This window comes from uncultured Aquabacterium sp. (assembly GCF_913773725.1).
Lineage (GTDB): Bacteria > Pseudomonadota > Gammaproteobacteria > Burkholderiales > Burkholderiaceae_C > Aquabacterium.
On record NZ_CAJYGK010000137.1, the window covers coordinates 25,434 to 39,352 of the forward strand.

At 67.4% G+C, this 13,919-nt stretch carries 11 protein-coding genes; 5 read left to right on the forward strand and 6 right to left on the reverse strand.

Annotated elements, in window-relative coordinates; genetic code table 11:
• The first annotated feature begins 12 nt into the window (after positions 1–12).
• Together QZ709_RS16260 and otsB are read left to right on the forward strand one after the other, a co-directional pair.
• Positions 13–2,463 (forward strand): trehalose-6-phosphate synthase, encoded by a 2,451-nt coding sequence (locus tag QZ709_RS16260; RefSeq protein ID WP_366937188.1) that lies wholly within the window; start codon positions 13–15, stop codon positions 2,461–2,463.
• 3 nt (positions 2,464–2,466) lie between these two features.
• Entirely contained in the window at positions 2,467–3,273 is an 807-nt protein-coding gene (otsB, locus tag QZ709_RS16265; protein ID WP_294638473.1) for a trehalose-phosphatase, read from the forward strand.
• Here the strand turns inward: otsB and QZ709_RS16270 are convergent.
• Entirely contained in the window at positions 3,197–4,345 is a 1,149-nt protein-coding gene (locus tag QZ709_RS16270) for a mechanosensitive ion channel family protein (RefSeq protein WP_294638474.1), read from the reverse strand. The genes otsB and QZ709_RS16270 overlap by 77 nt on opposite strands.
• A gap of 269 nt (positions 4,346–4,614) precedes the next feature.
• Between QZ709_RS16270 and QZ709_RS16275 the strand changes: the two genes are divergently transcribed.
• Positions 4,615–5,094 (forward strand): hypothetical protein, encoded by a 480-nt coding sequence (locus tag QZ709_RS16275; protein WP_294638475.1) that lies wholly within the window; start codon positions 4,615–4,617, stop codon positions 5,092–5,094.
• 79 nt (positions 5,095–5,173) lie between these two features.
• Entirely contained in the window at positions 5,174–5,674 is a 501-nt protein-coding gene (locus QZ709_RS16280; RefSeq protein WP_294638476.1) for a pyridoxamine 5'-phosphate oxidase family protein, read from the forward strand.
• Between the two features lie 24 nt (positions 5,675–5,698).
• Here QZ709_RS16280 and QZ709_RS16285 read toward each other — a convergent pair whose 3' ends face one another.
• The 5 genes from QZ709_RS16285 to QZ709_RS16305 form a co-directional block, all read right to left on the reverse strand.
• On the reverse strand, positions 5,699–6,682 hold the full coding sequence (locus QZ709_RS16285; protein ID WP_294638477.1) for a hypothetical protein: 984 nt from the start codon (positions 6,680–6,682) through the stop codon (positions 5,699–5,701).
• Between the two features lie 10 nt (positions 6,683–6,692).
• Positions 6,693–6,908 (reverse strand): hypothetical protein, encoded by a 216-nt coding sequence (locus tag QZ709_RS16290; protein ID WP_294638478.1) that lies wholly within the window; start codon positions 6,906–6,908, stop codon positions 6,693–6,695.
• Between the two features lie 178 nt (positions 6,909–7,086).
• Positions 7,087–7,848 (reverse strand): hypothetical protein, encoded by a 762-nt coding sequence (locus QZ709_RS16295; protein WP_294638479.1) that lies wholly within the window; start codon positions 7,846–7,848, stop codon positions 7,087–7,089.
• A 110-nt stretch (positions 7,849–7,958) separates the two neighbouring features.
• Positions 7,959–8,858, reverse strand: a complete 900-nt coding sequence (locus QZ709_RS16300) for a DMT family transporter (RefSeq protein ID WP_294638480.1) — start codon at positions 8,856–8,858, stop codon at positions 7,959–7,961.
• Positions 8,859–8,892: 34 nt separating this feature from the next.
• Positions 8,893–11,196 carry an NADP-dependent malic enzyme gene (locus QZ709_RS16305; protein WP_294638482.1) on the reverse strand — a complete coding sequence of 768 codons (2,304 nt, stop codon included), beginning with the start codon at positions 11,194–11,196 and terminating at the stop codon, positions 8,893–8,895.
• 186 nt (positions 11,197–11,382) lie between these two features.
• Here QZ709_RS16305 and QZ709_RS16310 point away from each other — a divergent pair, with 186 nt between their 5' ends.
• Positions 11,383–13,773, forward strand: coding sequence for a bifunctional diguanylate cyclase/phosphodiesterase (locus QZ709_RS16310; protein ID WP_294638483.1), 2,391 nt, complete (start codon positions 11,383–11,385; stop codon positions 13,771–13,773).
• Positions 13,774–13,919: the final 146 nt, after the last annotated feature.

The following is a 13,919-nucleotide window of genomic DNA, read 5'->3' on the forward strand; positions in this document are numbered from 1 at the left end:
CCGGAGCCTCATGTGACCGTGACCCCGTCCTGGCGGACCCGCCTCCCTGCTGTCCAGCGCCTTCTGCGAATGGGGCTGGTCTTCATCGTGCCCCTGGTGCTGATTCTGGGGGTGCTGGGCGGGCTGGCCATGCAGGTCAGCGGCCCGCTGTTGCAGGGCTGGACCAACCGCGAACTGGACGAGCGCGCGGACCTCGTGAGCAAGGCGCTGCACGGCGCGATCATGCTGTCGCTCGAGGGGGGCAACCCGGTCGAGCTCACCCAGCAGATCGAAAGTCTCACAGAGGACGAGCGCCTGTACGCGATCGCGGTGTGCACGTCTCCGAACGCGGTGCTCGCTTCCAGCCGGCAGTATCCGCAGGCACTCGGTTGTGCCGACACGAAGGAGGCTGCGGGCAAAGTGGGGCAGCCGATGGCTCGCTGGCTGAGCCAGATGCACGTGCGGCGCATCGATCTGCCGGTGGCACCGGCTGCCGGCGGCGGCCTGGTCTCCGACGCGGTGCCCGACGACGGCCATGTGACGCTGGTCGTCATGCAGAACCCTGTCGAGGCCGGGCGACGTGGCGAACTGGCGCAGCGCTACCTCACGATGCTGTTCGTGGGGCTGGGCGTTGTCCTCACCCTGCTGTTCCTGACGGTGGCGAACTTCGGCTGGCGGCACTGGACGAACAGCGTGCGACGCATCCTGAGCGACGGTGCGCGATCGGCCGTGCTGGGCCACGCCTCGCCCGAAGTACAGCCGCTTCTGCCCGACCTCAAGCGCCTGCTGCGCAGCGTGCACGAGGATCGCCGCATCCTGAAGGACACGACGATCGAATGGCGGCCCGAAACCCTCAAGCTGCTGCTGCGCGAACACCTGTCGGGCGACGAGGTCATCGTGGTGTCCAACCGCGAGCCTTACATCCACCAGCGCAACGAAGACGGCAGCATCCGGGTGCAGCGCCCGGCGAGTGGGCTGGTGACCGCCGTCGAGCCTGTGATGCGAGCCTGCTCCGGAACGTGGGTGGCGCATGGCAGCGGCAGTGCCGATGCCGATGTGGTGGACGCCCGGTCACGGGTGCGCGTGCCACCCATCCCGGCCGGGGGAGAGCCCCTGCACGATGCTTACACCCTGCGGCGGGTGTGGCTCTCGGAAGCCGAGGAGCAAGGCTACTACTATGGCTTCGCCAATGAGGGGCTCTGGCCGCTGTGCCACATCGCCCATGTCCGCCCCGTTTTCCGTGAGGAAGACTGGCAGCAGTACCGGGCGGTGAACGCCCGCTTTGCCGACGCGGTGGCCGATGAGGCACGCACAGACAACCCGGTCGTGCTGGTGCAGGACTACCACTTCGCGCTGTTGCCCCGCATGCTGCGTGAACGCCTGCCCAAGGCCACGATCATCACGTTCTGGCACATCCCATGGCCCAACCCGGAGTCCTTCGGCATCTGCCCGTGGGCGCGGGAGATCCTCGAAGGCATGCTGGGCAGCACCATCCTCGGCTTCCACACGCCTTACCACTGCCAGAACTTCATGGCGACGGTCGATCGCTTTCTTGAGGCCCGCATCACCCAGGAGGATCAATCTGTGAGCTTCATGGGGCAGCGCACGCAGGTAAGGGACTATCCCATCTCGATTCCCTGGAAACCGCCTGCTGACGATGCACTTTCTGTCGCGCAAAGCGAGCGTGCCTCCGTGCGGCTGGCGCTGGGCCTGGCGCCGGAGCACAGGCTGGCCATCGGCGTCGACCGCCTGGATTACACCAAGGGCATCGTCGAGCGCATGCTGGCGGTCGAGCGTCTGCTGGAGCGCCACCCGATGTGGCTGGGCCGGTTCTCGCTCATCCAGATCGCCGCACCGACCCGATCAAGCCTGGAGGCCTACAGCCAGCTGGATCAGCGCGTGCGGGAAGAGGCGCGCCGCATCAATGCCCTGGCGGCCGAGCGGGCGCCCGGTACGCCACCGCCCATCATCCTGCTGATCGAACAGCACGACAGCGAGTCCGTTCGCCGTCACTACCGTGCCTGCGAGATCGCCATGGTCACAAGCCTGCACGACGGCATGAACCTTGTCGCCAAGGAGTACATCGCCACGCGCGATACCGAGGACGGGGTGCTGATCCTCAGTCGCTTCGCGGGTGCGGCCAGCGAGCTGCACGAAGCCCTGGTGGTCAATCCGTATCACATCGACGAAACCGCCGAGGCCTTGGCCAAGGCACTGTCCATGCACCCGGCCGAGCAGCGCGAGCGCATGCGGGCCATGCGCAAGCGGCTCGCCGATTTCAACATCTACCGCTGGGCGGGTCGCATGCTGCTCGACGCCGCGGACGAGCGCCAGCGTGCGCGGGTGCAAGACCGCATCGTGCAGGTGTCCGGGGTGGTGGCGCCGGAAGGCCTGTTCCGGTCACCCTGGCGCGGGCGGCGTGCCGCCAACGGGGGCATCAATCCGCCAGCGAACGATCGCAACAAGCGCGCGCACGAGGTCTGACCGATGACGCCCTGGCTGCTTGATCCCGTTCACCGCGCCCAGCTCGACGATTGGCTGGCGCCGGCGACCCTGTTCGTGTTCGATTTCGACGGCACACTGGCGCCCATCGTCGATGACCCCGCCGAGGCCCGCATGGCGCCTGCCACTTGGACCCAGCTGGAGCGGCTCGGACGCCTGGCCCCGGTGGCGGTGGTCTCCGGGCGTTCACGCGAAGACCTCACCGCCCGCGTGCCCCCGGCTGTATCCCATCTCATCGGCAACCATGGCAACGAAGGTCTGCCCGGGGGCGATGCCGACACCCGCGAGCGTCGGCACATCTGTGCCTTCTGGGAAAGCCGGCTGCGTGAGGACGACTCCCTGTGGCGGGCCGCGAAAGGCGCGCAGATCGAGAACAAGGGCTTGACCTTGTCCCTCCATTACCGGCACTGTGAAAACCCCGCCTGGGGTCGGTCGCTGCTGCTGGCGCGGGCCTCGCGGCTGGTGCCGTCACCCCGTGTGATCCGCGGTCATGCCGTCTTCAACCTGCTGCCGCCGGGCACCTTCACCAAACGTGAGGCACTGGAAGCCTTGATGCGCCACACCCGGTGCGAGCGCATGCTGTTCATCGGCGACGATGTCACCGATGAGCTCGCCTTCCGCGATGCACCGGAGAACTGGATGACCGTGCGCGTGGGCCGCAGCATGGACACAGCCGCGCGCTACCACGTCGACCACGTCGACGAGGTCGGATGGCTCATTGCCCACGCGGTGGGCTGCTGTCAACAGGCTGATCGGGGCCTGGGCGGCCGTCAGCAGGGCCAGGCCCACTGACCCGCCCGTCGCCCAGGCCGTCGGGCGCCGACAGCTCGGCGCGCACGCGCGGAAGGCTGTCCGGCCAGTGTTCCTGGACCAGCTGAATCAGACCTTCCCGCACCAGGCAGCGCAGATCCCAGTTGCGTCCCGAGTCGGCCGAGCTCACGAGGCAGCGGATCTGCATGGCCCGATCGCTTGCCTCCACCACCTGCAGGCCCGCTACCACCCCGTCCCACAGGTCGCTGCCTTCGCACAGCCGCCGCAGCTCTGCACGCAAGGGCTCGAGCGGCGTGCGGAAGTCCAGCCACAGCAGTACCTGGCCCGTGATGGACGCGCTGCTGCGCGTCCAGTTCTGGAACGGATTCTGTGTCCACCATTCCAGCGGCACGATGAGGCGGCGCTGGTCCCAGATCTTGACCACCACATACGTGCCGGTGATCTCTTCGATGCGCCCCCACTCGCCGGCCACGACCACCACGTCGTCCAGCCGGATGGGCTGCGTGAGCCCGATTTGCAGGCCGGCGATCAGGTTGCCCAGAACGGGACGAGCTGCCAGACCCGCCACGATGCCAGCCAGGCCGGCTGATGCCAGCAGGCTGGTGCCGATGTGGCGCACGCTGGGAAAGGTCATCAGCGCGATGGCCACACCGATGAAGGTGATCAGCGTCACGAGGGTGCGCGTCAGTGCCGTCGTCTGGGTCCTGAGCCGTCGGGCAGAGAGGTTGTCTGCATGGTCCAGTGGCTGGAGCGAGGTCACCACCTCGGCCGCGCCCCGCACTCCCTGGATCACGAGCCAGGTGAGGGTGGCGATCACCGCCACGGTCAGCAACTGCCGGACGGTGTCGATGCCGACCAGTTCATCCGGCGCGCTGGAGAGCACCATGTTGAAGGCGATGAGCGGAACCAGAACCCGGATCGGGCGCCGGGTGGCGCGTTGCATGGCCTGGAGCGCCAGCGACTGCCGTGTGGCGCGAGCGAAGATGGCTTCGGCCACGCGCAGGATGAGCGAGAAGGTCAGGGCCGCGGCCACGGCGAGCCCCAGTTGGACGAGCCAGCGTGCTTCGTCACTTTGCCAGGTCAGGAAAGGCATTGTCCTTTGGTCCAGGAAGTGAAGACCGCAGCGTGTGGCAAGCCGCATTCCTGTCATCTCGGTGCGTGGCCTTTTGCCACCCGAACGGCCTTCAGAGCCTTTGCCGCAAGGATTGCCGCACTTCAGCGCCCCGCAGACCGCCGGCTCGGGCCTTACTCAGAGCGGTACCCGGGCAACGTCTGAACTGGGCACACGCCTTGCCGCATCTGGGGCAGGCGGGCACCACAGTGCCCAGCCCTCAACGCAACGCTTTGGAAGGATTTCGGATCATGACCACACACACGCAACTGAGGAAGACATTCGTCGCACTGGCCGTCGCGCTTGCTTCGGGCGCCCTGTTCGCACAGTCCACATCGGGCAGCGGCACATCCGACCGTTCCAGTGGCGGCACGTCGGCCACGCAGGGTGGAACGGGGGGCAGCTCGTCGATGGGCGCCGGAACCGGGGGCACCACGGGCCGCGACCGCGACACGGGTTCATCCGACACGGGCAGCCGCGCCGGCACCCTGGACAACATGCCGGCCACGGGTGCAGGGCAGGATGATCGTCGCCCGGGCACCAACGCCACAGGCACCGGGCAGGAGCGCCACGACAAGACGAAGCGTTCGAACAAGAAGCAGCGCAGCGGCGACACGGATCCGACCGATCCGCATCAGCTCAACCGTCCCTCCGGCAGTGGAACCGGCTCTGGCACCGGGAGCACCGGCTCGTCCGGTGGCAGTTCCTCGGGCGGAAGCGGAACCCGCTGATCCCGATCGCAGGCTCGATCGGTGAGCCTGCGGACCTTGCCCTTACTTCACCCCGTCAACAGCCAAGGAGGGATCTCGCATGGACGAAATCGGACACCGCGCCCAGCTCTGGGACCTGATCAAGGACATTCACTTCGGCATGTTCACCACGCGACACGCCAATGGGCACCTGCACGCCCGTCCCATGACGACGCAGAACCGCGCGATCGACGAGGACGACAGCCTGTGGTTCTTCATGTCCGCGGGCAGCGACACGGTGGCCGACCTGCTGCGTGACAGCCAGGTCAACGTCGCCTATGCCGATCCTGACAAGCAGGCCTATGTGTCGGTCGCCGGCCAAGCCCAGGTGGTGGACGACCTCCAGCGCAAGCAGGCGCTGTGGTCGAAGATGAACGAGGTGTGGTTCAAGGGCGGACCAACCGACCCGGATCTGGCCCTGGTTCGCGTGCGCATCGAGCATGCGGACTATTGGGACGCGCCGGGCAACCGCCTGGTGCGGCTCTACGACATGGCCATGTCGGCGCTCAAGGGAGAGCGCCCGAAGGACATGGGGGAGCGCGGCCACGTGGACATGCGCTGACCCCCGTGTCTCGAGAAGTCCGGCTTACAGCACCCGGACGTTCACCATGGTCTGGTTGACCAGTTGGTAGGCGATTTCGCCGAAGGTGACCGGACCTTGCACGCCACCGATGGCCTTGCCTTCCAGTTCGCCGAACACGAAGTTCAGGATGCAGTTGCACGAGATCACCGTGCCGCTGGTGTCTTGTTCGCTGAGGCGCTGACGGAAGGCGGCCGCGTAGTCCGGCACCGGCTTGGCAAAGTGGTAGTCCACGCCAGGGAACACCGGGGCGTACAAGTCGACCACGCCGTCCTCGGCCCGCACCTTCTGCAGCGAGGCGTTCACGTGGGCGCCCGCAAAGTCGCCCACCAGTGGCAGGCTGCCGTGCTGCAGGCCGCGCTTGGTCACGTACTCGGCGAAGTTGACGGTTTCACCGTTGACCTCGCACTCGCGCACACGGAACGAGGTGTCCTTGAAGCGCAGCGTGTCGTTCGCATCCGGCTCGAACAGGTTCAGGATGTCGACCTGCACCAGCTTGTCGGCCGGCAGCGCCACATACGCCACCACAGCTCGATCGGTGTGCTTGGTGGCAGTGCGACCGTCGTACACTTTGGGGCTGGCCTTGCCCAGATCGTCCAGGTGCACGCCGGCGATCCACCCCACGGCCGGCTTCAGGAACGCATCCTTGTAGGTGGCGGCTTCGGCAGCAAATCGGCGGTGGCTTTCGCTGGCAGCCGGGATGATGGTCACCGCGAAGCCGTTGTCCGGGGCGTGACCCGAGATGCCGGCGAGCTCGTCCGGGCCATAGCTGGCGAGCGTCACGGCGCCCAGATGGGACAGCTCGGTGGCGAACAGTCGGTCGTCCTGCACCACGGTGCCGCCTTCGGCCACCATGAAGTAAGGAATGGTTCCGGCAATCCAGTTGCCAGCGGGCAGCTGGTCCAGTGTGGATTCGTTGCCAGCCAGGCTCAAGGCCTTGCCCTGTTTGATCAGGTCGATGGCCGCTTGCAGGGTGATCAGTTGGTTCATGGATGCTTCCTCACAGGCTGGACAGTTGGGCGACTTCAGAAGGCAGCACCTTTTCCCACTTGGTAAAGAAGGCCTGGATCTCGGCCACCTTGACCGGCATGGGATCGGTACTGCGCTCGATGCGCTTGGTCAGCAGCTGTGTGCCCAGGTGCTGGGTCTTGAGCTTGGACAGGCCCCCGCTGGCCAGGCGCTGCCAGCAGGGATGGTTGGAAGGGGGAACAGCCATTCACGGTCTCCTCGAATGAAAGCAGCCTGCGGCGCGTTTAACTTCTTGCGACGCTTCTGGCTTATCGGACATCGTGACGCTGAATGAACCGCCTTGAGTCCTTTTTTCGTCTTGGACGCTCGGTTACCGTGAAACATTGCACGCTGGGCAATGCTGGCCGGCGGCTGTCTGCTGAGGGTCAGCGCGAGGTGGGGGTGCCTGCGGAAGGGAACTGGGCTTCGGGCGGCACGGGGCCGCCGTACGTGATCACCACCTTGCGGTAGACCTGGCGCGTGGCCGGGTCCAGCAGGTTGGACACCCCCGTGTAACGCAGCAGCCGCGTGCCCCGTGTGTCGTACACCAGCTCGATCGGGTCGACCAGCATGCGCAGCACAGAGTCGGGCTCCACTTTCACCCGCAGGGCCGCTTCACCATTCACCGTCTCGTCGCCCACCTTGCGGGCCCGGAAACGGAAGCTGTCGGTCCGGCCGGCCACCACGAGCGTGAAGCGCACGGTTTCGCCGGCCTGAATCTGCCGGAACTGCGACAGCATCAGGTTGTTGAATCCCGCATCGGCGGCGATCAACTCCCCCTCGGGTGTGATGCTCTTGCGTTCCACACGCCCCTGGTCTGACTTGAACACGGCCAGCGCGGGTGTGAGGCTGGTGATGCCTTCGCTGTAGCCCTGGCCGGGCACGTCGAGCCGGTACACGGGCACCGTGCGGTTGGCGCGAAAGTCCAGGCTGCGCCGCGCCACTTCCTTCCCCTGAGCGTCGTAATACAGCGTCTGGCCCTGCAGCATGGCCCCATCGGGCGCCTGTTGCGTGTCATGCACCTCGGTGTAGAGGTAGCGCTGGGTGACGGCATCGCGGGCGAAACCCAGCAGTCGTGCAGCGGCAGGGATGTGGGCGCACAGCAGCGCCGCCGCGAGCGTCACGGTCAGGGGCAGGCGAACGGACATGAGCGGGTCGTCGGGGATGGCCAGGACGGACTGATTCTAGGAGTGGGTCTGTGCCGGGCACCCGGACCCGACCGCAATAGCCCCGTGTCGTGCAGGGGGCTTGCCCTGGCTCACCGCACCCGCGTGGACAGCCAGGCGCCCAAGGACACCAGCGCGAGGCCGGCCACCAGGGTCGCGGTCAGCGGCTCACCCAACAGGGGCACGGCGCCCAGCCCCGCCATGACGGGTACCAGCGCGACGAGGGCGCCGGTGCGCTCGGCCCCCAGCGTCTTCACGGCGTGCAGGAACAGCACCATGGCCAGGATGGCCGGGCCCAGCCCCTGATACAGCCCCTGCAGCAGCAGCATGGACACGGGCACGGTGTCCAGCCCCTTGGGCAGCGCCAGCGCGTACACCGGCAGGAACAACAGCGCCGAGGCGATCGTGACGAAGCGTGTAAGCAGCCAGGCGTCATACACCCACTTGCGCACCAGCACGCTGTAGGTCGCCCAGCACAGCGAGCCTGTGAGCAGCAGCAGGTCGCCGCCAAGCGTGGAGGGGCCTTCGCCCAGGCTGGCCACGACGGGCACCGCCATGCAGGTCACGCCCAATGCGATCGGCACCAGGGCCCACAGGCGCTGCCGCGAGGGCTGCGCCCCGAGCAGCACCCAGGCAATGGCCGTGACGAGAAAGGGCTGCATGCCGGGGATCAGGATGCCGCCGTGGGCGGCTGGCGCACGCTTGAAGCCCAGGTAGACGAAGATCAGAAAGCCCAGGCAGCCGATGATGGCCAGCGTCCACAACCGGCGATCGCGCCACGTGCCCGCCGGCAGGCGCAGCGACAGGGGCAGCATCACGACCGAGGCCACACCCAGCCGCAGCGCCACGATGTCCCAGCCCGTCAGGCCGGTCTTGCCGCCCAGCCGGGACACGAGGATGAAGCCAGCCCAGATCACGACGGTGGCCAGGGCGGCAGCGTAGCCGTGCCAAAGGCGTGGCGCGGCAGAAGAGGTGGGGGCGGTGGTGCTCATGCTTGGCCGCGAGTCTGCCACGCGGCCAGGCCGGTCACTTGCCGCCGTGGGCGACAGCCACAGCCGTCATGTTGACAATGCGGCGCACCGTGGCAGACGGGTTGAGGATGTGCACAGGGGCCGCAGCGCCCAGCAGGATCGGGCCCACCGTCACGCCATTGCCACCGGTCATCTTCAGCACGTTGAACAGGATGTTGGCGGCATCCAGGTTCGGACAGATCAGGATGTTGGCCGTGCCGTCCAGCGTGGTCTCGGGCAGCAGCTTGCTGCGCAGGGATTCGCTCAGCGCGGCATCGCCCTGCATCTCGCCATCGGCCGGGATGTGGGGCATGCGGGCGACGAACAGGTCGCGCGCCTGGCGCATCTTCTGAGCCGAGGGACGGCGGCTGGAACCGAACATCGAGTGCGACAGGAAAGCCACGCGCGGCGGCAGGCCGAAGCGCTGCACCTCTTCCACGGCCATCATCGCGATGTCGGCCAGCTGCTCGGCTGTCGGGTCTTCGTTGACGAAGGTGTCGGCGATGAACAGGTTGTGCTGGTCCAGGATCAGCGCGTTCAGCGCGGCCAGACCGTGGGCGCCCGGCTTCACGCCGATCACTTCGCGCACGTGGTCCAGGTGGTAGTCGTAGCGGCCGATGACGCCGCAGATCATGCCGTCGGCATCGCCCATCTTCACCAGCAGCGTGGCGATCAGCGAGTTCGAACGGCGCACGGCCACCTTGGCGAGCTCCGGCGTGAAGCCATCGCGGCAGCGCAGCTGGCGGTAGGCCTCGACGTACTGCTTGAAGCGCTCGTCCTTGGCCGGGTTCACGATCTCGCAGTTCACGCCCGGCTCCAGGCGGAGGCCGGCCCGCTCGATGCGCGTGGCGATGATGTCCGGGCGGCCCACCAGAACGGGGAAGGCCAGGCCTTCGTCAACGGCGATCTGGGCCGCGCGCAGCACGCGGTCGTCTTCACCTTCGGCGTAGGCGATGCGCTTGCGTTGCGGATTGGCCTTGGCGCCCAGGAACAGCGGGCGCATGAACAGGCCCGTGTTGGTGACGAACTGCGACAGCGAGTCGCGGTAGGCCTTCAGGTCGGCGATGGGGCGCGTGGCCACGCCCGAGGCCGCGGCGGCTTCGGCCACGGCCGGCGCGATGCGCAGGATCAGGCGCGAATCGAACGGCGTCGGGATCAGGTAGTCTGGGCCGAAGCGCAGCTCGCGGCCCGGGTAGGCTGCGGCCACTTCGTCGGAGATCTCGGCCTTGGCCAGGTCGGCGATCTGGCGCACGCAGGCCAGCTTCATGGCTTCGGTGATCTTCGTGGCGCCGCAATCGAGCGCACCGCGGAAGATGTAGGGGAAGCACAGGACGTTGTTGACCTGGTTCGGGTAATCGGAGCGGCCGGTGGCGATGATGCAGTCCGGACGCGCGGCTTTGGCCAGCTCGGGGCGGATCTCGGGCTCGGGGTTGGCCAGCGCCAGGATGATGGGCTTGTCGGCCATGGTCTTGACCATGTCTGCGGTCAGCACGCCGGCGGCCGAGCAGCCCAGGAACACGTCGGCACCCATCACCACATCGGCCAGCGTGCGGGCGTCGGTGGTCTGGCAATAGCGGCGCTTCGAGTCGTCGAGCTTGGCCGCATCCGCGCGGTCGCTGTGGATCACGCCCTTGGAATCGCACACGAAGATGTGCTCGCGCTTGACGCCCAGGCCCACCATCACGTCCAGGCAGGCGATGGCCGCGGCTCCGGCGCCCGACACGGCCACCTTGACCGCGCCGATGTCCTTGCCCACCAGTTCCAGGCCGTTGAGCAGCGCCGCGCTCGAGATGATGGCGGTGCCGTGCTGGTCGTCGTGGAACACGGGGATGTTCATGCGGGCCGACAGCTGCTTCTCGATGTAGAAGCACTCGGGCGCCTTGATGTCTTCGAGGTTGATGCCGCCGAGCGTGGGCTCCAGCGCGGCGATGATCTCGACCAGCTTGTCCGGGTCGCGCTCGGCCAGTTCGATGTCGAACACGTCGATGCCGGCGAACTTCTTGAACAGACAGCCCTTGCCTTCCATCACCGGCTTGGAGGCCAGCGGGCCGATGTCGCCCAGGCCCAGCACGGCCGTGCCGTTGGTCACCACCGCCACCAGGTTGCCGCGCGACGTGAAATCGGCCGCCAGGGTCGGGTCCTGCTCGATGGCCAGACACGGATAGGCCACGCCCGGCGAGTACGCCAGCGACAGGTCGCGCTGGTTCGACAGCGGCTTGGTCGGCGTGACCGCGATCTTGCCCCGCGAAGGCAGGCGGTGGTATTCCAGGGCTGCGTCGCGCAGCGCCTGTTCGGCATCAGACAGGTTCTTGGAACTCATGGATGGGGTCGATTCCAGGGGAAGGGGAGGGATGGTACGCCAAACAACCACCCATTCAGGCGTCGGGTTTCACCCGGAAAGCCCCGCAATCGCGGGCACCTCGGCGGTTTGTCCTCACACCTGCACGAGTCTTTTGACGTCATGATGGCGTCAGATCGAGGGCTCCGGATGGCCCGGTAGGTGGACATGGCAGAGCAGTACGACCCATACCCAGGCTGGTGGATGCGGTGCAGGCAGTCGTTGCGCGGCTGGCTGGACGAAGTGCGCCCCAACGAAGCCACCGACGGGGCTTACGCGGCCCGCTTCCGGGCGCGCCAGATCCAGGCGTTGATGGCCTTGCTGCCGCTGAGCGTCATCGGCAACGCCGTCAACACGGTGACGCTGGCCTGGGTCTTCTGGGCCCGCATGGCAGAGCCGCTGTGGCTGGCCGCATGGTGTCTGGCGGTGGTCCTGTCGCTCGGGCTGGTGGGCCTGCTGTGGCGGCGCAGCCTGCTCAGCGACGGCCGCAAGCGCGTGGCCTCTCCGCACGCGACGCGGTTGGTTGCGGCCCATGTCGGCTTGTTCGCGGCCCTATGGGCCAGCTTGCCCATCGCGGTCTTTCCGGAAGCGGACCAGGCTGGCGCCCTGTTGTTGTCCACCCTCAGCGTCGGCATGATCTGCGCGGGCGCCTTCATGCTCAGTCCGCTGGCGCCCGCCGCGCTGGCTTACGTGGGGGTGCTGCTGTGTGGCTGTTTGCTGGCGCTGACACGCTCGCCGTACGCAGACAACGGCGCCCTGATCGTGATGCTGGCGGTGTACGCCGTCATGATGGCCGGCATCATCTTCACGAACGGCCGGGTGTTCATGAGCCGCCTGCGTGCGCAGGCAGAAACCGAGCGGCAGAAGCAGCTGATCGACCTGCTGCTCAAGGACTTCGAGGAGCATGCCTCCGACTGGCTGTGGGAAATCAGCGCCGAGGGCCGCCTTCGTCACGTCTCGACGCGCCTGGCCCAGTCCTTCGGCATGCCCGTGCGCCAGTTGCTCGACCGCAGCCTGGTGGGCCTGCTGTCCGACATGTTGCCGCCTGACGAGCTGGAGGGCGCAGACAGCCTGCGGCGCCTGACCAGCCACCTCCGCCTGGGTCAACCCTTCCGCGATCTGGAAATTCCGGTCGAGGTGGGGCACGAGGTGCGGTGGTGGTCGCTGACGGCCAAGCCGTTGTTCGACGAGCGGGGTCGTGCCGCCGGCTGGCGGGGCGTCGGATCGGACATCACCCAGACCCGCCAGAGCCGTGACGAACTGGCCCGCTTGGCCAACTACGACGCGCTCACGGGGCTGTCGAACCGGCATCGCTTCGGCACCGAGCTCGAGCGCCTGGGTCGTTCACCCGAGGAGGCCGCAAGACCTTGCGCGTTGCTGTTCATCGACCTGGACAACTTCAAGCACATCAACGACACGTTGGGCCATGCCGTGGGCGACCAGCTGCTGAGGCGGCTCGGCGCCCGGTTGCGCAGCTGTGTGAGCGATGGCGATCTTCTGGCCCGGCTGGGGGGCGACGAGTTCGCGCTGCTGACCTGGGCCCATGCCGATGCCTCCGCGGCCGAGGCTCTGGCTGCCCGGCTGCTGGCGCTGATCCGCGAGCCCCTGCAACTGGAAGACGCGCAGGTGGTGGTGTACGCCAGCATCGGCATCGCCCAGGCCCCGCGGGATGGCAGCGACCCCCGGGCCCTGTTGCAGTGTGCTGACCTGGCGCTGTATGCCGCCAAGGCGGCGGGCCGAGCTACCTGGCGCCACTTTGCGCCCGAGATGGCCGAGCATGCTCTGGCACGGGTGCGGCTGCAGCACGAACTGGGGCAGGCCTTGCAGGCCGAGCAGTTCACGCTCCACTTCCAGCCCCAGGTGCGCCTGCGTGACGGCAAGGTGCTGGGCTTCGAGGCGCTGGTTCGCTGGCAGCACTCCGAGCGCGGCCTGATGGGGCCGGGCGAGTTCATTCCAGTGGCTGAGGAGACGGGCCAGATCGTGCCGTTGGGCAGCTGGGTGTTGCGCGAGGCGTGCCGACAGGCCGCACAGTGGCCGGCTGACTTGCGTGTGGCGGTCAACCTGTCGGCGGTGCAGTTTCGAACCGGCTCGGTGCTCGAGCTGGTGGATCAGGCCCTGGCTGAGAGCGGTCTGCCCCCGGAACGCCTGGAGCTGGAAGTGACCGAGTCGGTGCTGATCGACGACCACGAGGGGGCGCACGACACCTTGTCTGCCCTGCGCACGCGGGGTGTCCGGATCGCCATGGACGATTTCGGCACCGGCTATTCGTCGCTGGCTTACCTGCGCCGCTTCCCGATGGACAAGCTCAAGATCGATGGGCTGTTCGTGCGGGCGCTGGGCAGTGACGAGGACGCACAGGCCGTGGTCACCGCCATCATCAGCCTGGCTCGGGCGCTGCGCCTGGAAACCACGGCCGAAGGCATCGAGTCGGTCGAGCAGATGGCCATGCTCAAGGCCCTGGGCTGCGACGACGTGCAAGGCTATCTGGTGTCCCGGCCGATGCCCGGTGAGGCTGTGGAAGCCTACCTTGCGCGTTCGCATGCCAGGGTCGCGGCCTGAGCCCGGTCGTCATCGCGGGCCGCCCCCTTGGATCGGGGGCCCCAATGGCCCCGACAGGCCCGATTCGGGGGGAACCCTGGCCGCCATGGCGACTCCATTGCGACAAGGTGTGCCGTGCGGTGCCTCGTCAGGGGCTGGCCGGTGTA

What these genes read in the sequence shown, in the direction of transcription:
- otsB (WP_294638473.1), top strand. Translation starts at nt 2,467, where the DNA reads ATGACGCCCTGGCTGCTTGATCCCGTTCACCGCGCCCAGCTCGACGAT.
- QZ709_RS16270 (WP_294638474.1), bottom strand. Translation starts at nt 4,345, where the DNA reads ATGCCTTTCCTGACCTGGCAAAGTGACGAAGCACGCTGGCTCGTCCAA.
- QZ709_RS16275 (WP_294638475.1), top strand. Translation starts at nt 4,615, where the DNA reads ATGACCACACACACGCAACTGAGGAAGACATTCGTCGCACTGGCCGTC.
- QZ709_RS16280 (WP_294638476.1), top strand. Translation starts at nt 5,174, where the DNA reads ATGGACGAAATCGGACACCGCGCCCAGCTCTGGGACCTGATCAAGGAC.
- QZ709_RS16285 (WP_294638477.1), bottom strand. Translation starts at nt 6,682, where the DNA reads ATGAACCAACTGATCACCCTGCAAGCGGCCATCGACCTGATCAAACAG.
- QZ709_RS16290 (WP_294638478.1), bottom strand. Translation starts at nt 6,908, where the DNA reads ATGGCTGTTCCCCCTTCCAACCATCCCTGCTGGCAGCGCCTGGCCAGC.
- QZ709_RS16295 (WP_294638479.1), bottom strand. Translation starts at nt 7,848, where the DNA reads ATGTCCGTTCGCCTGCCCCTGACCGTGACGCTCGCGGCGGCGCTGCTG.
- QZ709_RS16300 (WP_294638480.1), bottom strand. Translation starts at nt 8,858, where the DNA reads ATGAGCACCACCGCCCCCACCTCTTCTGCCGCGCCACGCCTTTGGCAC.
- QZ709_RS16305 (WP_294638482.1), bottom strand. Translation starts at nt 11,196, where the DNA reads ATGAGTTCCAAGAACCTGTCTGATGCCGAACAGGCGCTGCGCGACGCA.
- QZ709_RS16310 (WP_294638483.1), top strand. Translation starts at nt 11,383, where the DNA reads ATGGCAGAGCAGTACGACCCATACCCAGGCTGGTGGATGCGGTGCAGG.